The 17351-nt window shown below is 54.7% G+C and carries 16 protein-coding genes and 4 tRNA genes; 9 read left to right on the forward strand and 11 right to left on the reverse strand.

From position 1 onward, the window contains the following. Nucleotides 1–41: 41 nt before the first annotated feature. From OGY35_RS09600 to mltB, 10 genes are all read right to left on the reverse strand, one after another. A tRNA-Arg gene (locus tag OGY35_RS09600) sits at nt 42–118 on the reverse strand. A gap of 61 nt (nt 119–179) precedes the next feature. Next, a tRNA-Arg gene (locus OGY35_RS09605) sits at nt 180–256 on the reverse strand. 62 nt (nt 257–318) lie between these two features. Further along, nucleotides 319–395: transfer RNA gene (locus OGY35_RS09610), tRNA-Arg, on the reverse strand. A gap of 3 nt (nt 396–398) precedes the next feature. Continuing rightward, nucleotides 399–491, reverse strand: a tRNA-Ser gene (locus OGY35_RS09615). 334 nt (nt 492–825) lie between these two features. After that, entirely contained in the window at nt 826–1011 is a 186-nt protein-coding gene (csrA, locus tag OGY35_RS09620; RefSeq protein ID WP_000906486.1) for a carbon storage regulator CsrA, read from the reverse strand. Nucleotides 1012–1374: 363 nt separating this feature from the next. Further along, entirely contained in the window at nt 1375–4002 is a 2628-nt protein-coding gene (alaS, locus tag OGY35_RS09625) for an alanine--tRNA ligase (RefSeq protein ID WP_286632150.1), read from the reverse strand. Nucleotides 4003–4254: 252 nt separating this feature from the next. Next, nucleotides 4255–4755, reverse strand: a complete 501-nt coding sequence (gene recX / locus OGY35_RS09630; protein WP_178824179.1) for a recombination regulator RecX — start codon at nt 4753–4755, stop codon at nt 4255–4257. Nucleotides 4756–4870: 115 nt separating this feature from the next. Beyond that, on the reverse strand, nt 4871–5932 hold the full coding sequence (recA, locus tag OGY35_RS09635) for a recombinase RecA (protein ID WP_286632151.1): 1062 nt from the start codon (nt 5930–5932) through the stop codon (nt 4871–4873). Nucleotides 5933–6012: 80 nt separating this feature from the next. Further along, entirely contained in the window at nt 6013–6510 is a 498-nt protein-coding gene (gene pncC, locus OGY35_RS09640; protein ID WP_046486367.1) for a nicotinamide-nucleotide amidase, read from the reverse strand. Between the two features lie 143 nt (nt 6511–6653). After that, nucleotides 6654–7733, reverse strand: a complete 1080-nt coding sequence (gene mltB / locus OGY35_RS09645) for a lytic murein transglycosylase B (protein ID WP_046486369.1) — start codon at nt 7731–7733, stop codon at nt 6654–6656. A 269-nt stretch (nt 7734–8002) separates the two neighbouring features. On the opposite strand from mltB, the gene srlA reads away from it, so the two are divergent. The 7 genes from srlA (at nt 8003) to gutQ (ending at nt 12961) form a co-directional block, all read left to right on the forward strand. Then, on the forward strand, nt 8003–8566 hold the full coding sequence (srlA, locus tag OGY35_RS09650) for a PTS glucitol/sorbitol transporter subunit IIC (protein WP_042322680.1): 564 nt from the start codon (nt 8003–8005) through the stop codon (nt 8564–8566). Further along, nucleotides 8563–9546 (forward strand): PTS glucitol/sorbitol transporter subunit IIB, encoded by a 984-nt coding sequence (gene srlE / locus OGY35_RS09655; RefSeq protein ID WP_286632152.1) that lies wholly within the window; start codon nt 8563–8565, stop codon nt 9544–9546. Before srlA ends, srlE begins: the two co-directional genes overlap by 4 nt. Nucleotides 9547–9557: 11 nt before the next feature. Beyond that, nucleotides 9558–9920, forward strand: coding sequence for a PTS glucitol/sorbitol transporter subunit IIA (gene srlB / locus OGY35_RS09660; protein WP_046486374.1), 363 nt, complete (start codon nt 9558–9560; stop codon nt 9918–9920). 10 nt (nt 9921–9930) lie between these two features. Continuing rightward, the gene (gene srlD, locus OGY35_RS09665) at nt 9931–10710 is read left to right on the forward strand and encodes a sorbitol-6-phosphate dehydrogenase (protein ID WP_046486376.1); all 780 of its coding nucleotides are present in this window, start codon (nt 9931–9933) and stop codon (nt 10708–10710) included. Between the two features lie 91 nt (nt 10711–10801). Further along, nucleotides 10802–11161 carry a transcriptional regulator GutM gene (gutM, locus tag OGY35_RS09670; RefSeq protein WP_152402553.1) on the forward strand — a complete coding sequence of 120 codons (360 nt, stop codon included), beginning with the start codon at nt 10802–10804 and terminating at the stop codon, nt 11159–11161. Nucleotides 11162–11229: 68 nt separating this feature from the next. Further along, nucleotides 11230–12003, forward strand: a complete 774-nt coding sequence (srlR, locus tag OGY35_RS09675; protein ID WP_042322672.1) for a glucitol operon DNA-binding transcriptional repressor SrlR — start codon at nt 11230–11232, stop codon at nt 12001–12003. Further along, nucleotides 11996–12961: an arabinose-5-phosphate isomerase GutQ gene (gene gutQ / locus OGY35_RS09680; RefSeq protein ID WP_286632153.1), complete on the forward strand. Its 966-nt coding sequence runs from the start codon at nt 11996–11998 to the stop codon at nt 12959–12961. The genes srlR and gutQ overlap by 8 nt, the downstream gene beginning before the upstream one ends. Here the strand turns inward: gutQ and norR are convergent. Continuing rightward, nucleotides 12958–14475, reverse strand: a complete 1518-nt coding sequence (gene norR, locus OGY35_RS09685; RefSeq protein ID WP_286632154.1) for a nitric oxide reductase transcriptional regulator NorR — start codon at nt 14473–14475, stop codon at nt 12958–12960. The two genes, gutQ and norR, sit on opposite strands and share 4 nt — an antisense overlap. Before the next feature lie 189 nt (nt 14476–14664). On the opposite strand from norR, the gene norV reads away from it, so the two are divergent. Beyond that, complete coding sequence (norV, locus tag OGY35_RS09690) at nt 14665–16113, forward strand: anaerobic nitric oxide reductase flavorubredoxin (protein ID WP_286632155.1); 1449 nt, start codon at nt 14665–14667, stop codon at nt 16111–16113. After that, nucleotides 16110–17243 (forward strand): NADH:flavorubredoxin reductase NorW, encoded by a 1134-nt coding sequence (gene norW, locus OGY35_RS09695; RefSeq protein WP_286632156.1) that lies wholly within the window; start codon nt 16110–16112, stop codon nt 17241–17243. The genes norV and norW overlap by 4 nt, the downstream gene beginning before the upstream one ends. Nucleotides 17244–17351 lie beyond the last annotated feature (108 nt).

Consider the following 17351-nt stretch of genomic DNA (forward strand, 5'->3'; position numbering starts at 1 on the left):
GCCGATGTTGATACTGCATAAAAGCGGTACCAAGTAAGAGATGGTGCATCCGGGAGGATTCGAACCTCCGACCGCTCGGTTCGTAGCCGAGTACTCTATCCAGCTGAGCTACGGATGCATCGGAAAACGTATTTTACTGCCGATATTGATACTGCATAAAAGCGGTACCAAGTAAGAGATGGTGCATCCGGGAGGATTCGAACCTCCGACCGCTCGGTTCGTAGCCGAGTACTCTATCCAGCTGAGCTACGGATGCATCGGGAAACTTACTTTACTGCAGATTTTGATACCGCGACTAAAGCCGTATCAAGTAAGAGATGGTGCATCCGGGAGGATTCGAACCTCCGACCGCTCGGTTCGTAGCCGAGTACTCTATCCAGCTGAGCTACGGATGCAAATGGCGGTGAGGCGGGGATTCGAACCCCGGATGCAGCTTTTGACCGCATACTCCCTTAGCAGGGGAGCGCCTTCAGCCTCTCGGCCACCTCACCACACGCCTCTTACGAGTGCTTCGAAGAACTTGTTTCTGCTCATCGTCGCTGCGTGGCGCACATATTACTTTCTGGGACTTATAAGTCAAACAATTTTTCCTGAGCTTTTATCGTTTGCACACTTCACGTTCAATTAGTCTGCAAAAACGGCAAAAAGAGTGTTTTATCAACAGATAAATTGGTCTCTGGGGCTACTGACTACCACAATGAAAAAGCCCTACGGCTGCAGGAGAGTGACGCGGAACGGGAAAAAGAGTCACAACATAACGAAAAGGAAAGGGATTTACGAAGACGTCAGGTTGCGCCTCACCCGGTCAGGTGAGACGCGGAAACCTTAGTAACTGGACTGCTGGGATTTTTCAGCCTGGATACGCTGGTAGATCTCTTCACGATGGACAGAAACTTCTTTCGGGGCGTTTACGCCGATGCGTACCTGGTTGCCCTTCACCCCTAAAACTGTCACGGTGACCTCATCTCCAATCATGAGGGTCTCACCAACTCGACGAGTCAGAATCAGCATTCTTTGCTCCTTGAAAGATTAAAAGAGTCGGGTCTCTCTGTATCCCGGCATTATCCATCATATAACGCCAAAAAGTAAGCGATGACAAACACATTACATGTAAGCAGTCACGGCATCACATTCTGTTAAACCTAAGTTTAGCCGATATACACAACTTCAACCTGACTTTATCGTTGTCGACAACGTTGATGCAAACGCCGCGGAATGCTTATCCACGGCATCGGCTAACGCTTACACACTTCATCTTTCAGGCTGTCTCAGCATTGGCTACGCACATTCCCCCGGTCACGAACTACCTGTTCACTTCCGGGGGCTTATTCGCTTTCCGCCCTGACGCAGCTTGAAGGATTTTGTGTAACTATTTTATAGTTTTGCGCTGACCCAGGCTTGCACACTGGCTAACGCCGCAGGCAGAGCAGACGCATCCGTACCACCGGCTTGCGCCATGTCCGGACGACCACCACCCTTACCGCCCACCTGCTGAGCGACCATACCGACCAGTTCCCCTGCTTTGACACGATCGGTCACGTCCTTAGACACGCCCGCAATCAGAGAAACCTTACCTTCAGTTGCCGTTGCCAGCACGATAATTGTCGACCCCAGTTGATTTTTCAGATCATCAACCATGGTACGTAACATTTTCGGCTCAACACCTGCAAGCTCACTCACCAACAGCTTAACACCATTGATATCAACCGCTTTGCTGGAAAGATTTGCACTTTCCTGCGCGGCAGCCTGTTCTTTCAACTGCTGAAGCTCTTTCTCGAGCTGACGAGTACGTTCCAGTACTGAACGTACTTTGTCGCCCAGGTTCTGGCTATCGCCCTTCAACAGCTGTGCGATATCGGTTAAGCGATCGCTTTCTGCATGCACAGTCGCAATAGCGCCCTCACCCGTTACCGCTTCAATACGACGAACCCCTGCCGCCGTCCCGGACTCGGAGATGATACGGAACAGACCGATATCCCCCGTACGGCTGGCGTGAGTCCCGCCACACAGTTCGGTAGAGAAATCACCCATGCTCAGTACGCGAACGCGTTCGTCATATTTCTCGCCGAACAGCGCCATTGCGCCTTTTGCTTTCGCCGCTTCCAGATCCATCACGTTGGTTTCAACCGGCAGGTTGCGACGAATTTGCGCATTTACCAGGTCTTCAACCGCACGGATTTCCGCAGGTTTCATCGCTTCATTATGTGAGAAGTCGAAACGCAGTACTTTGTCGTTGACCAGCGAGCCTTTCTGCGCCACGTGCGTGCCCAGAATCTGGCGCAGCGCCGCATGCATCAGGTGCGTGGCGGAGTGGTTCAGACGAATACGCGCACGACGCGCTTCATCTACGTCAGCCTGAACCGCGTCGCCCACTTTCAGAGAGCCCGCAGACAGTTTGCCGAGGTGACCAATCGCCTGGCCATATTTTTGCGTATCGCTTACGGCAAAGGTAAAGCCCGCGCCTTTCAGTTCACCTTTATCGCCAACCTGACCACCGGATTCCGCATAGAATGGGGTCTGATCCAGTACGACAACGGCTTCCTGACCGGCACTAATGGCATCCACCGCTTTACCATCGACGAACAGCGCGGTCACTTTGCCATTCAGTTCCAGATGGTCGTAACCTTTAAATTCAGAGGCGCTATCAACGCGGATCATCGCGTTATAGTCCGCGCCAAAACCGCTGGCTTCACGGGCGCGACGGCGCTGCTCTTCCATGGCGGCTTCAAAGCCGGCTTCATCCACTTTGATGTTGCGCTCGCGGCAAACGTCCGCCGTCAGGTCAACCGGGAAACCGTAGGTATCGTACAGACGGAATGCCGTTTCGCCGTCCAGCGTATCACCTGACAGTTTCGCCAGTTCTTCATCCAGCAGCGCCAGGCCACGCTCCAGCGTACGGGCAAACTGCTCTTCTTCAGTTTTCAGTACTTGCTCAACCTGAGCCTGCTGACGCTTCAGTTCTTCGCCCGCCGCTCCCATGACGTCAACCAGTGGCCCCACCAGTTTGTAGAAGAAGGTCTCTTTCGCGCCCAGCATGTTGCCATGACGTACCGCGCGACGAATGATGCGACGCAGGACATAGCCCCGGTTTTCGTTCGACGGAACCACGCCATCGGCAATCAGGAACGCACAGGAACGAATGTGGTCCGCAATCACACGCAGCGACTTGTTGCTCAGATCGGTCGCACCGGTCACTTTCGCTACCGCTTCAATCAGCGTACGGAACAGGTCAATTTCGTAGTTGGAGTTGACGTGTTGCAGCACAGCCGCAATACGCTCCAGCCCCATACCGGTATCGACGGAAGGCTTCGGCAGCGGCTCCATCGTACCGTCAGCCTGACGGTTGAACTGCATAAAGACGATGTTCCAGATCTCAATGTAGCGATCGCCGTCTTCTTCCGGGCTTCCCGGAGGACCACCCCAGATGTGATCGCCATGATCGTAGAAAATCTCGGTGCACGGACCGCATGGACCGGTATCTCCCATCTGCCAGAAGTTGTCCGACGCATAGGCCGCACCTTTGTTATCGCCGATGCGGATAATGCGCTCGCGAGGGATACCTACTTCTTTTTCCCAGATTTCATAGGCTTCATCGTCTGTTTCATAGACGGTCACCCACAGACGCTCTTTCGGCAGGGCAAACCAGTTCTCACCGGTCAGCAGTTCCCACGCGTATTGAATGGCGTCATGTTTGAAATAGTCGCCGAAGCTGAAGTTGCCCAGCATTTCGAAGAAGGTATGGTGACGTGCAGTGTAACCAACATTTTCCAGATCGTTGTGCTTACCACCCGCGCGCACGCAGCGCTGTGACGTGGTTGCGCGGGAATAATTACGCTTGTCGAGCCCAAGGAAAACGTCCTTGAACTGGTTCATCCCGGCGTTGGTAAACAACAAAGTGGGGTCATTGTTCGGAACCAGGGAGCTGCTGGCAACTACCTGATGTCCCTTACTATGGAAAAAGTCGAGAAACGCCTGACGGATCTCAGCGGTGCTCTTGCTCATAATTATCCTGAAATCAAGCTACACTTCATCTTTCAAACCGCCTCTGCGTTGGCTGCGATCGTTCCCCAGTCGCTGACTCCAGTAAGCGCCAGGGGATTCACTCACTTACCGCCTTGATGCAGCTTGAATGATTTTGTGTATTTAAGGAATATTCGTTACAGACGCAGGTCGTCATATGACAACCATCACCCGAACGGAAAAAGTGGGAATAAGATAAGTTTTCTTTACGGGGAAGTAAAATCCCGTATGCGCTCAATCGTCAAAATTTCGCCATATTTCCTGAATATCCTCCATCAGATACCCGCGATAAAGCAAAAACCGCTGTATCTTAACCTTTTCCGAAAATGCGCCTGGCAGCGGTTCACCGTATTTGCGAGTCGCCTGGTCACGCGCGAGGGCGCACCAGTCAACGTCACATTCCCGCATCGCTTTTTCAGTCGATTCACGGGCAATCCCCTTTTGATTCAACTCCTGTCGGATGCGCGCCGGACCATACCCCTTACGGCTGCGACTGGCGATAAAACGGGAGATAAATCTGTCATCATCAAGATAATGATGCTCGTAGCACCAGGCGATCACCCGGTCATAATCTTCTGCCGTGGCATCAATCTCTTCCGGCCCGTTTTTCCCCATCACCGGGGCGGCAAGCTTACGTCGTAACTCTTGTTCGCTGTGATCGCGAACCGCGAGGATACGTACTGCGCGATCTAACAGCCGGGAATACGCAGGTCGGCGCGGTGTGGGTTCACTCATAACAACCTTCGAAATCAGAAATGCAAAAAGGGCCGCATCAATGCAGCCCTTGAGTGTAATTCAACTTTTTGCCGGATGGCAGTTTTGCGTTATCCGCACGGGGGACACCTGACGATTAAAAATCTTCGTTGGTTTCCGCAACGCCTTCACCATCATCAACGGTGAAAGCGGGTTTGTCATCCGGGTTATTGAGCAGCATTTCACGAACTTTCTTCTCAATTTCCTTCGCGGTAGCCGGGTTGTCTTTCAGCCAGGCTGTTGCATTCGCTTTACCCTGACCAATTTTCTCACCGTTGTAGCTGTACCATGCGCCCGCTTTCTCGATCAGCTTCTCTTTCACGCCCAGGTCAACCAGTTCGCCATAGAAGTTGATACCTTCACCGTAAAGGATCTGGAATTCAGCCTGTTTAAACGGTGCTGCGATTTTGTTTTTCACCACCTTCACGCGGGTTTCGCTGCCCACCACGTTATCGCCCTCTTTCACCGCGCCGATACGGCGGATGTCCAGACGAACAGACGCGTAAAATTTCAGTGCGTTACCACCGGTAGTGGTTTCCGGGTTACCGAACATCACACCAATTTTCATACGGATCTGGTTGATGAAGATCAGCAGCGTGTTGGACTGCTTCAGGTTACCGGCCAGTTTACGCATCGCCTGGCTCATCATACGTGCTGCGAGCCCCATGTGAGAGTCACCGATTTCGCCTTCGATTTCCGCTTTCGGCGTCAACGCCGCCACGGAGTCGACAACGATAACGTCAACAGCACCAGAACGTGCCAGCGCGTCACAGATTTCCAGCGCCTGTTCACCGGTGTCCGGCTGAGAACAGAGCAGATTGTCGATATCAACGCCCAGCTTACGCGCATAGATAGGATCCAGCGCATGTTCTGCATCGATAAACGCACAGGTTTTACCTTCGCGCTGCGCAGCGGCAATCACCTGCAGCGTCAGCGTAGTTTTACCGGAAGACTCCGGCCCGTAGATTTCGACGATACGGCCCATCGGCAGACCGCCTGCGCCCAGCGCAATATCCAGTGAAAGCGAACCGGTGGAGATGGTTTCCACGTCCATAGAACGGTCTTCACCCAGGCGCATGATGGAGCCTTTACCGAATTGCTTTTCGATCTGGCCCAGCGCTGCCGCCAACGCTTTCTGTTTGTTTTCGTCGATAGCCATTAATTACTCCTGTCATGCCAGCTGAAGCCGGATAGTGATTCTGTACTGTTGTCGCAATTATACTGTATGGTCATACAGTATCAAGTGTTTTGTAGAAATTGTTGCCACAGGGTTTGCAACGCATAAACCGTGGCTTGTCGACGCACCGCATCACGGTCGCCGCTAAAGCATTCCCGACGGGTAATCCCTTCTCCGCGCACGCTCGCGAAGGCGAACCAGACCGTGCCGACCGGTTTCTCTTCGCTGCCGCCATCCGGCCCGGCAATCCCGCTGATGGAAACAGCAAAATCAGCGCGTGCCGCTTTCAGTGCGCCAATCGCCATCTCAACCACTACCGGCTCACTGACCGCGCCATGCTGTGCCAGCGTCTCTTCACGCACGCCTATCATCTGCGATTTCGCTTCGTTACTGTACGTGACAAAACCGCGCTCGAACCAGGCGGAGCTGCCGGCAATGTCGGTAATGGCTTTCGCCACCCAACCGCCGGTGCAGGACTCTGCGGTGGTCACGGTCGCACCGCGCGCTTTCAGCGCCAGCCCAACCTGTTCACTTAACTGCATCAGTTCACTGTCAGTCATATCAGCCTCTGTCAGTTAAAAAATATGCCGGACAAGATAGCACTTTCCCGACAGAGATGGGGATGAGGTGACAATTTTACGAGGGGGATTCCGAAAAAACGTGTGAGGCCCAGGGAAGCCGAAACTCCCCTGGGTAAAAACCGTTACTGCACGCGCGCCAGCGCCACCGCCTGACCCAGCTGCCACACCGCCATCGCATAATGGGTGCTGTGGTTGTAGCGGGTAATGGCATAGAAGTTCGGCAGGCCGTACCAGTACTGGTAACCGGTGCCGATATCCAGGCGCAACAGGCTCACCTGCTGATGGTTGCCCAGCGGTTGTTGCGGCGTTAATCCGGCTGCCGCCAGTTGAGAAGGGCTGTACTGTGTTTTAAAACCATTCGCCAGTCCCGGTGCCTGACCGTTCGCCATCACCGCCACCGTGTCGCCCTTCACCCAACCGTGTGCTTTGAAGTAATTCGCCACGCTGCCGATGGCATCGACCGGATCCCACAGGTTGATGTGACCGTCGCCGTTGAAATCCACCGCGTACTCTTTATAGGACGACGGCATGAACTGTCCGTACCCCATCGCGCCAGCAAAAGAACCTTTCAGATCTAACGGATCGTCCTGTTCGTTACGCGCCATCAGCAGGAACGTCTCCAGTTCGCCAGAGAAGTACTCCGCACGACGTGGATAGTTAAACGACAGCGTCGCCAGCGCATCCAGAATGCGCGTTTTTCCCATCACGCGACCCCAGCGGGTTTCCACGCCAATAATGCCCACGACGATCTCCGGCGGAACGCCATAAACCTGCCAGGCGCGGTTCAGCGCGTCTTCATACTGATTCCAGAACGCCACGCCGTTTTGCACGTTATCTGGCGTGATGAACTGTTTGCGGTAGCGCAGCCATGCGCCGTTAGGCCCCGCTGGCGGCTGCGTGGTGGGCGCCTGCCTGTCCATCAGACGTAAAACGTAATCCAGACGCTTCGCCTGCGACAAAATCTCCTGCAACTGCTGACGATTAAAACCGTGCTTGTTCACCATCTTATCGATGAACTGCTGCGCATTTGGGTTGTTGGCAAAATCACCGCCCATCTGCATAACGTTGTGCTGAGGCTCAAGCAGGAAACCGCCGGAAGGCGTCCCCGTTGTCGTTTGAGGTTCTTGAGGTTTCGGTTTGCTACTACAGGCAGCAAGTAACACAAACAGGGGGAGTAATGCTACGTAACGACGCTTGAACATGAGACATCCATTAAACAGATTCAGCCAGAGAGAAGTATGGTAAAGCATCCCCCGCCATACAAGGAAGCGCCAGACGCGCTCCGTCACACAATTTACGTATCGCTCTCCATGACCTGATCGTCAGCACATTCTTTCTTTCCCGTAAAAACTTTCAATTTAAAATATTTTACTTTCATTTTGAGATCAAAATAACACTTTTATTGCTTTCAATCTGATTAAAATAAGTCACCCATTCGCAAGATAACTAAAAATCCCTACAGGAGAGAACAATGATCGAAACCATTACACATGGAGCAGAGTGGTTCATCGGGCTGTTCCAGAAAGGTGGAGAGGTGTTTACCGGGATGGTCACCGGTATTCTTCCACTGCTGATCAGCCTGCTGGTCATCATGAATGCGCTCATCAACTTTATCGGCCAACAGCGGATCGAACGCTTCGCCCAGCGCTGTGCCGGGAACCCATTATCCCGTTACCTGATTCTGCCCTTTATTGGCACGTTTGTGTTTTGTAACCCCATGACCCTGAGTCTGGGCCGCTTTATGCCAGAGAAATATAAGCCCAGCTACTACGCGGCAGCCTCTTACAGCTGTCACTCGATGAACGGCCTGTTCCCACATATCAACCCCGGCGAACTGTTCGTTTATCTCGGTATTGCCAGCGGCCTGACCACGTTAGGTCTGCCACTCGGCCCGCTGGCAGTGAGCTACCTGCTGGTCGGTCTGGTCACCAACTTCTTTCGTGGCTGGGTTACGGACCTCACGACCTCCATCTTTGAGAAAAAGATGGGTATCCAACTTGAGCAGAAAGTCCACCTTGCAGGAGCAGCATCATGACGCGTATTCGTATTGAAAAAGGGACTGGCGGCTGGGGTGGCCCGCTGGAGCTGGACGTGATCGCCGGCAAGAAAATTGTCTATATCACCGCAGGCACGCGCCCGGCGATTGTCGACAAACTGGCGCAGTTAACCGGCTGGCAGGCTGTCGATGGCTTTAAAGAGGGCGAACCGCCGGAAGACGAAATTGGCGTCGCCATCATCGACTGTGGCGGGACGCTGCGCTGCGGGATCTATCCCAAACGCCGTATCCCGACCGTGAACATTCACTCAACCGGGAAATCCGGACCGCTTGCCCAGTACATCGTCGAAGACATCTATGTCTCTGGCGTCAGGGAAGACAACATTACCGTGGTGGGCGACGCGTCTGCCACAGCACAGCCGCAACAGCAACCAGCAAGTACCACCGCCGGACGCGATTACGATGCCAGCAAAAAGATCACGGAACAAAGCGATGGCCTGCTGGCGAAAGTCGGAATGGGAATGGGGTCGGCGGTGGCCGTGCTGTTCCAGTCGGGTCGCGACACCATTGATACAGTACTGAAAACCATTCTCCCCTTCATGGCATTCGTCTCGGCGCTTATCGGCATCATCATGGCCTCGGGTCTTGGCGACTGGATCGCCCACGGCCTGGCGCCGCTTGCCAGCCATCCGCTGGGCCTGGTGACGCTGGCGCTGATTTGTTCGTTCCCGCTGCTGTCGCCGTTCCTCGGCCCTGGCGCGGTCATTGCGCAGGTTATCGGCGTCCTGATCGGCGTGCAAATTGGTCTGGGCAACATCCCGCCACACCTGGCGCTGCCCGCGCTGTTTGCCATCAACGCCCAGGCGGCCTGTGACTTTATCCCGGTCGGTCTTTCACTGGCAGAAGCGCGTCAGGACACGGTTCGCGTCGGCGTACCGTCGGTACTGGTGAGCCGTTTCCTGACCGGTGCGCCTACCGTTCTCATCGCCTGGTTTGTTTCCGGCTTTATTTATCAATAAGAGGTTCAGACATGACCGTTATTTATCAGACCACCATCACCCGTATCGGACAGAGCGCACCGGATGCCCTCTGTGACCAGATGCTGATTACCTTTCGTGAAGGCGCGCCTGCGGATATCGAGGAGTTTTGCTTTATCCATTGTCATGGCGAACTGAACGGCCCGTTGCAACCCGGTGCGCAGTTCGAACTGGGTCAGCATCATTATCCGGTCACCGCTGTCGGCAGCGTGGCCGAACAGAATTTACGTGAACTGGGGCATATCACCCTGCGCTTCGATGGACAGAGCGAAGCGGAATTTCCCGGCACCGTGCACGTTGCGGGGCCTGTACCGGACGACATCGCGCCGGGCTGTATTTTGAAGTTTGTCGCTTAAGGAGAGAAAAATGAATCAGGTTGCCGTTGTCATTGGTGGAGGACAGACCCTGGGGGCGTTCCTTTGCCGTGGGCTTGCAGCAGAAGGGTATCGCGTTGCGGTTGTAGATATTCAGAGCGATAAAGCCGCGAACGTCGCACAGGAGATTAACGCAGAATTTGGCGAAGGCATGGCCTACGGTTTTGGTGCCGACGCCACCAGCGAACAGAGCGTACTCGCACTCTCTCGCGGCGTAGATGAAATTTTTGGCCGCGTGGATCTGCTGGTTTACAGCGCGGGTATCGCCAAAGCGGCATTTATCAGTGACTTCCAGCTCGGCGATTTTGACCGCTCGCTGCAGGTGAATCTGGTGGGCTACTTCCTCTGCGCGCGTGAATTCTCCCGTCTGATGATCCGCGATGGTATTCAGGGACGCATTATTCAGATCAACTCCAAATCCGGTAAAGTGGGCAGCAAACACAACTCCGGCTACAGCGCAGCGAAGTTTGGCGGCGTGGGGTTAACGCAGTCGCTGGCGTTGGATCTGGCGGAATATGGCATCACCGTGCATTCGCTGATGCTTGGCAACCTGCTGAAATCACCGATGTTCCAGTCGCTGCTGCCGCAGTACGCCACCAAGTTGGGTATTGAACCTGACGAAGTGGAGCAGTATTACATTGATAAGGTTCCGCTGAAGCGTGGCTGCGACTATCAGGATGTGCTGAACATGTTGTTATTCTATGCCAGCCAGAAAGCGTCGTACTGCACCGGACAGTCAATCAATGTGACTGGCGGTCAGGTGATGTTCTAATGGGTGTCGCCCGGTGACGCTATGCTTGCCGGGCTTACCCGTAGGCCGGATAAGGTGAAACCGCCATCCGGCAAAATAAAAGGAGCACAACATGGTATCCGCACTCGTTACCGTCGCCGTCATTGCCTGGTGCGCGCAACTGGCGCTGGGGTACTGGCAAATATCGCGCTTTAACAAAGCGTTTGACCAGCTTTGCCTACAAGGACATGTCGGCGTGGGGCGTTCGGGAGGACGTTTTAAACCGCGCGTCGTTGTCGCCGTCGCACTCGATGACGATCGGCGGGTCACCGATACGTTGTTTATGAAAGGTCTCACCGTATTCGCCAGACCTGGCAAAATCGACGCCATTCAGGGCAAACATCTTAATGAATTACAGCCTGATGTGATCTTTCCCCATGATCCGTTGTCGCAGAATGCACTATCATTGGCGCTTAGTTTGAAACATGGGTAATTTCGTTGTGAATGCTTATAGCTTGCGAAATTATCATTTCGCAAATTTAATTCAGGGTAATTACACCAATGAAACCTCGTCAGCGTCAGGCCGCTATTCTTGAGCATCTGCAAAAGCAGGGGAAATGCTCAGTAGAAGAACTGGCCCAGTACTTTGACACCACGGGCACAACCATTCGCAAAGACCTTGTCGTTCTGGAAAATGCCGAAACCGTCATTCGTACCTATGGCGGCGTGATGTTAAATAAAGAGGAGTCCGATCCGCCTATCGATCACAAAACGCTGATCAATACGCTCAAGAAAGAACGTATTGCTGAAGCAGCCGTCCGCTTTATCCACGATGGCGACTCCATCATTCTGGATGCCGGGAGCACCGTACTACAAATGGTACCGATGCTTACCCGCTTTAGTAATATCACCGTCATGACCAACAGCCTGCATATTGTCAACGCGCTATCCGAGTTAGACAACGAACAAACCATCCTGATGCCCGGCGGCACGTTCCGTAAAAAATCGGCCTCATTTCACGGACAGCTCGCGGAAAACGCCTTTGAGCAGTTCAGTTTTGATAAACTCTTCATGGGCACCGACGGCATTGATCTCAGTGCTGGCGTGACCACTTTTAATGAGGTCTACACCGTCAGCAAAGCGATGTGCAACGCCGCTCGCGAAGTGATCCTGATGGCGGACTCATCCAAGTTTGGTCGCAAGAGTCCGAATGTTGTGTGCAGTCTGGAAAGCGTCGACAAACTGATTACCGACGCGGGTATTGATCCCGCATTTCGTCAGGCGCTGGAAGAGAAAGGGATTGAAGTGATCATAACCGGAGAAACCAATGAGTGATGCACTACTGAACGCGGGCCGTCAGACGTTAATGCTGGAATTACAGGAAGCAAGCCGTTTGCCGGAACGTCTGGGCGATGATTTTATCCGTGCCGCCAATATCATTATCCATTGCGAAGGCAAAGTGATTGTCTCGGGTATCGGCAAGTCGGGTCATATTGGTAAGAAAATCGCCGCGACGCTCGCCAGTACCGGCACTCCGGCCTTTTTTGTTCATCCTGCCGAAGCGCTGCATGGCGATCTGGGGATGATCGAAAGCCGCGACGTGATGTTGTTCATCTCCTATTCCGGTGGCGCAAAAGAACTGGATCTCATCATTCCTCGCCTGGAAGACAAGTCCATCGCCCTGCTGGCCATGACCGGCAAACCCAATTCACCACTGGGTCTGGCGGCGAAGGCCGTGCTGGATATTTCCGTCGAGCGCGAAGCCTGCCCGATGCACCTGGCACCGACGTCCAGCACCGTCAATACCCTGATGATGGGCGACGCGCTGGCGATGGCGGTCATGCAGGCGCGCGGTTTCAATGAAGAAGATTTTGCCCGCTCGCATCCGGCCGGTGCGCTGGGCGCGCGTTTACTCAATAAAGTGCATCACCTGATGCGCCGCGACGATGCCGTCCCGCAGGTTCAACTCGCCACCAGCGTGATGGACGCGATGCTGGAGTTAAGCCGTACCGGTCTGGGTCTGGTCGCCGTTTGCGACGAGCAGATGCTGGTGAAAGGCGTCTTTACCGACGGTGACCTGCGTCGCTGGCTGGTTGGCGGCGGCGCGCTCACCACGCCGGTCAGTGAAGCCATGACCCACAACGGCATCACCTTACAGTCAGAAAGCCGGGCGATTGATGCCAAAGAGATCCTGATGAAGCGCAAAATCACCGCCGCACCGGTGGTGGATGAAACCGGTAAACTCACCGGCGCCATCAACCTACAGGATTTCTACCAGGCCGGGATTATCTAATCCTTCAGCCCAAGACGCTTCGCCAGCCGGTGCAGGTTGGCGACGTCCGTTTCAAGCGCCCGCGCGCTGGCCGCCCAGTTGTGATTGTTTTGCGCCAGCGCCTGGCGAATCATCTCCCGCTGGAAAGCCTCCGTCGCGTCACGCAAATTGTGATTGCGCGGGATATCCGCCGCCACTTCCGGCTGCGACACCATCGCCTCCTCCTGTAACGCGAAATGCGACACGTCCAGTACGATGTCGTCTCTGGCCCGGGTCGCCCGCGCCAGCACCACCGCCCGATGAATGGCATGTTCCAGCTCACGTACATTACCCGGCCAGCCGTAATTCAACAGATGGCTGCGCGCGCCCGAACTGAGCACTACGCGGGAAAGCCCCAGCCGTAGTCGGCACTGCTCGCAAAAATAGCCCGCCAGCAGCACCACATCCTCACCGCGTTCTCGTAGCGGAGGAACGGAAAGCGGGAACACGCTCAGGCGATGAAACAGATCGGCACGAAAACGTCCCGCCAGCACCTCTTCACGCAGACTGCGGTTGGTCGCCGCCAGCACGCGCACATCCACGCGCAAACTGCGGTCGTCGCCGACACGCTGAATATCGCCGTACTGCAACACGCGCAGCAGTTTCGCCTGCAGCGCCAGCGACAGCTCCCCAATTTCGTCAAGAAACAGCGTGCCGTTATCGGCCATTTCAAACTTGCCGCTGCGGTTGCTGATGGCCCCGGTAAACGCCCCTTTCACATGACCAAACAGTTCACTCTCCGCCACACTTTCCGGCAGCGCGGCACAGTTCAGATAGACCAGCGGATTGACCGCACGAGGTGAACCTTCGTGAATCGCCTTCGCCACCAGCTCTTTCCCGGTGCCGGTTTCGCCGCTGATTAACACATTGAGATCGGAGCCTGCCACAATCTCGATCTCTTTTTTCAGCTGCATCATGTTCGGCGAGAGGCCAATCATCTGCGTCTCTTTTACCTGTTCGAAATCGATACCCGAACCTGGCAGCATATTCTGGCGTTCCAGTTGTTCAATCAGCAGCGCATTGTTGAGCGCACCGGCGGCCAGCGCGGCGATCAGTCGTAACTCTTCATCACTGAAAACATCAAACTGGTCTGGCGCCATACCGTCGAGCGTCAGCGCACCAATCAGGTTCTGCCCGGCAAAAAGCGGCAGCCCAATGCAGGCGTGCACTTTCAGGCTCTCCTGCCCCGGGATCAGCCCGTCATAGGGATCGGGCAGGGAACTGTCCGCTGGAAAGCGCACCACGTCGCCGGCGCGGGCGATGGCCTCCAGCCGGGGATGCCCTTCCAGCGTAAAACGCCTGCCGAGCACATCGCGAGCAAGACCGTCAATCGCCAGCGGGATAAACTGGCGCGCCTCATAGCGCAGTAGCGCTGAGGCGTCGCATTCCAGCACCTGACGCAGCGTGGTAATCAGACGTTGAAACCGGTCCTGATGACCCACTCCGCGCTGTAATTCAATGGCGATACCCGCCAGCACATCAACGGAAAAACTCATGGTGTCCTCACTGTCATTTTGACAATTCATGGTGTCATATTGACTGTGTCATGGATAGTCTTTTTGACTACCATTTAAAGAGTATAGAAACAACATTTTATTGAAAATCAACAAATTAAAAAGTTGGCACGTAGCCTGCAATATGCAAAGCAACTTACTTTGAACAACGCTGAATTAATTGAGGTTGCTATGTCTATTCTGGTTAAAAATAACATTCATTGGGTTGGCCAACGTGACTGGGAAGTGCGTGATTTCCACGGAACTGAATACAAAACGCTGCGCGGCAGCAGCTACAACAGCTATCTCATCCATGAAGAAAAAAATGTTCTGATCGATACCGTCGATCATAAATTCAGCCGCGAATTTGTGCAGAACCTGCGTAATGAAATTGACCTCGCAGATATCGATTACATCATTATCAACCATGCGGAAGAAGATCACGCCGGAGCGCTGACCGAACTGATGATGCAGATCCCGGATACGCCCATCTACTGCACCGCCAACGCCATTGACTCGATTACCGGTCACCACCACCATCCGGAGTGGAACTTTAACGTCGTGAAAACCGGCGACACGCTGGATATCGGCAACGGCAAGCAGCTGATCTTCGTGGAAACCCCGATGCTGCACTGGCCGGACAGCATGATGACCTACATGACCGGCGATGCCGTCCTGTTCAGTAACGACGCTTTCGGTCAGCACTACTGTGACGAACGTCTGTTTAACGATGAAGTGGATCAAACCGAACTGTTCGAGCAGTGCCAGCGCTATTACGCCAACATCCTGACCCCGTTCAGCCGACTGGTGACGCCAAAAATTAGCGAAATCCTCGGCTTCAACCTGCCGGTGGATATGATTGCCACCTCTCACGGTGTGGTATGGCGCGATAATCCAACCCAGATTGTTGAGTTATATCTGAAATGGGCGGCGGACTATCAGGAAGACAGGATCACTATTTTCTACGACACCATGTCCAATAACACCCGCATGATGGCGGATGCGATTGCCCAGGGGATTAACGAAGTCGACCCGAACGTGGCGGTGAAAATTTTTAATGTCGCCCGCAGCGATAAAAATGAAATCCTGACCAACGTCTTCCGCTCGAAAGGCGTGCTGGTCGGCACCTCCACGATGAACAACGTGATGATGCCGAAAATCGCCGGTCTGGTGGAAGAGATGACCGGACTGCGTTTTCGTAACAAACGCGCCAGCGCCTTTGGATCCCACGGCTGGAGCGGCGGTGCGGTTGACCGCTTATCCACCCGTTTACAGGATGCCGGTTTTGAAATGTCCCTGAGCCTGAAGGCTAAATGGCGCCCGGATCTGGATGCGCTGGAGTTGTGCCGTCAGCACGGTCGCGACATCGCGCGTCAGTGGGCGCTCGCGCCGCTGCCGGAAGTGACAGTGAAAGCGACGGCGAAAGACGAAGCGTGCGCCTGCGCCGCCGCAGCGGCAGCCGACCTCGGTCCGTGCATGCAGTGCAGCGTGTGCCAGTGGATTTACGATCCGGTAAAAGGTGAACCGTTGCAGGACGTTGCGCCGGGTACGCCGTGGAGCGACGTACCAGACAACTTCCTGTGCCCGGAATGTTCATTAGGCAAAGACGTCTTCGACGTGCTGGCAACGGAGGCAAAATGAGCCGGGGAATCGTCATCATTGGTTCGGGCTTCGCCGCCCGCCAGTTAGTTAAAAACATTCGCAAGCAGGACGCGGATGTCCCGTTAACCCTGATTGCGGCTGACAGCATGGATGAGTACAACAAACCCGATCTCAGCCATGTGATAAGCCAGGCACAGCACGCCGACGATCTCACCCGCCAGTCGGCGGGAGAATTTGCCGAACAATTCAGTCTGCGTCTCTTTCCGCACACCTGGGTCACCGACCTTGATTCCGATGCCCACGTGGTGAAAAGCCAGGATAAGCAGTGGCAATATGACAAACTGGTGCTGGCCACGGGCGCTGCGGCCGTTGTTCCCCCGATAGCAGGACGTGAGTTAATGCTCACATTGAACAGTCAGCAGGAGTTCCGCGCCGGTGAAACACAGTTGCGCGACGCCCAACGGGTGCTCATTGTCGGCGGCGGATTGATTGGTACAGAGCTGGCGATGGATTTCTGTCGCGCGGGTAAAGCGGTCACGTTGATTGATAATGCCGCCAGCCTTCTCGCCTCGCTGATGCCACCAGAAGTGAGCAGTCGCTTACAGCATCGCCTTACCGATATGGGCGTGCATCTGCTGCTGAAATCATCGTTGCAGGGGCTGGAGAAAACCGCATCCGGCATTCGCGCAACGTTCGATAGTCAGCGCAGCATTGACGTCGATGCGGTGATTGCCGCCACCGGCCTGCGTCCGGAAACGGCGCTGGCGCGTCGCGCCGGTTTAACGCTCAATCGCGGCGTTTGTGTCGACAGCTACCTGCAAACCAGCAACCCGGATATTTATGCTCTCGGCGACTGCGCGGAGATTAACGGCCAGGTACTGCCGTTCCTGCAGCCGATTCAGCTCAGCGCCATGTACCTGGCGAAAAACCTGCTCGGCGGCAACGCGCCGCTGAAGTTGCCCGCCATGTTAGTCAAAATCAAAACGCCGGAACTGCCGCTGCACCTGGCAGGGGAAACCCAGCGTCGCGATCTGAACTGGCACATTGCCGCAGAACCTGACGGGATGGTAGCCAAAGGGGTGAACGCTGAAGGACAACTCTGCGCCTTCGTGGTGAGCGAAGACAGGATGAAGGAGGCTTTCGCCCTGTTGAAAACGCTGCCCGTGTAAATGACGTGGCGCCGGATGGCGGCTACGCCTTATCCGGCCTACGGGATGTTACGCGTTGTAACGCTATTCGTCGCCATCCGTCCTGCCACTGTCAGCGTATAAGTGACG

The sequence above is a fragment of the Citrobacter sp. Ct235 genome, assembly GCF_030332305.1.
Lineage (GTDB): Bacteria > Pseudomonadota > Gammaproteobacteria > Enterobacterales > Enterobacteriaceae > Citrobacter_A > Citrobacter_A telavivensis.

Coding starts and splice junctions, on each gene's coding strand:
- alaS (WP_286632150.1), bottom strand. CDS start 4,002: ATGAGCAAGAGCACCGCTGAGATCCGTCAGGCGTTTCTCGACTTTTTC.
- srlR (WP_042322672.1), top strand. CDS start 11,230: ATGAAACCTCGTCAGCGTCAGGCCGCTATTCTTGAGCATCTGCAAAAG.
- pncC (WP_046486367.1), bottom strand. CDS start 6,510: ATGACTGACAGTGAACTGATGCAGTTAAGTGAACAGGTTGGGCTGGCG.
- recA (WP_286632151.1), bottom strand. CDS start 5,932: ATGGCTATCGACGAAAACAAACAGAAAGCGTTGGCGGCAGCGCTGGGC.
- srlA (WP_042322680.1), top strand. CDS start 8,003: ATGATCGAAACCATTACACATGGAGCAGAGTGGTTCATCGGGCTGTTC.
- norV (WP_286632155.1), top strand. CDS start 14,665: ATGTCTATTCTGGTTAAAAATAACATTCATTGGGTTGGCCAACGTGAC.
- norR (WP_286632154.1), bottom strand. CDS start 14,475: ATGAGTTTTTCCGTTGATGTGCTGGCGGGTATCGCCATTGAATTACAG.
- recX (WP_178824179.1), bottom strand. CDS start 4,755: ATGAGTGAACCCACACCGCGCCGACCTGCGTATTCCCGGCTGTTAGAT.
- gutM (WP_152402553.1), top strand. CDS start 10,802: ATGGTATCCGCACTCGTTACCGTCGCCGTCATTGCCTGGTGCGCGCAA.
- mltB (WP_046486369.1), bottom strand. CDS start 7,733: ATGTTCAAGCGTCGTTACGTAGCATTACTCCCCCTGTTTGTGTTACTT.
- srlE (WP_286632152.1), top strand. CDS start 8,563: ATGACGCGTATTCGTATTGAAAAAGGGACTGGCGGCTGGGGTGGCCCG.
- norW (WP_286632156.1), top strand. CDS start 16,110: ATGAGCCGGGGAATCGTCATCATTGGTTCGGGCTTCGCCGCCCGCCAG.
- csrA (WP_000906486.1), bottom strand. CDS start 1,011: ATGCTGATTCTGACTCGTCGAGTTGGTGAGACCCTCATGATTGGAGAT.
- srlD (WP_046486376.1), top strand. CDS start 9,931: ATGAATCAGGTTGCCGTTGTCATTGGTGGAGGACAGACCCTGGGGGCG.
- gutQ (WP_286632153.1), top strand. CDS start 11,996: ATGAGTGATGCACTACTGAACGCGGGCCGTCAGACGTTAATGCTGGAA.
- srlB (WP_046486374.1), top strand. CDS start 9,558: ATGACCGTTATTTATCAGACCACCATCACCCGTATCGGACAGAGCGCA.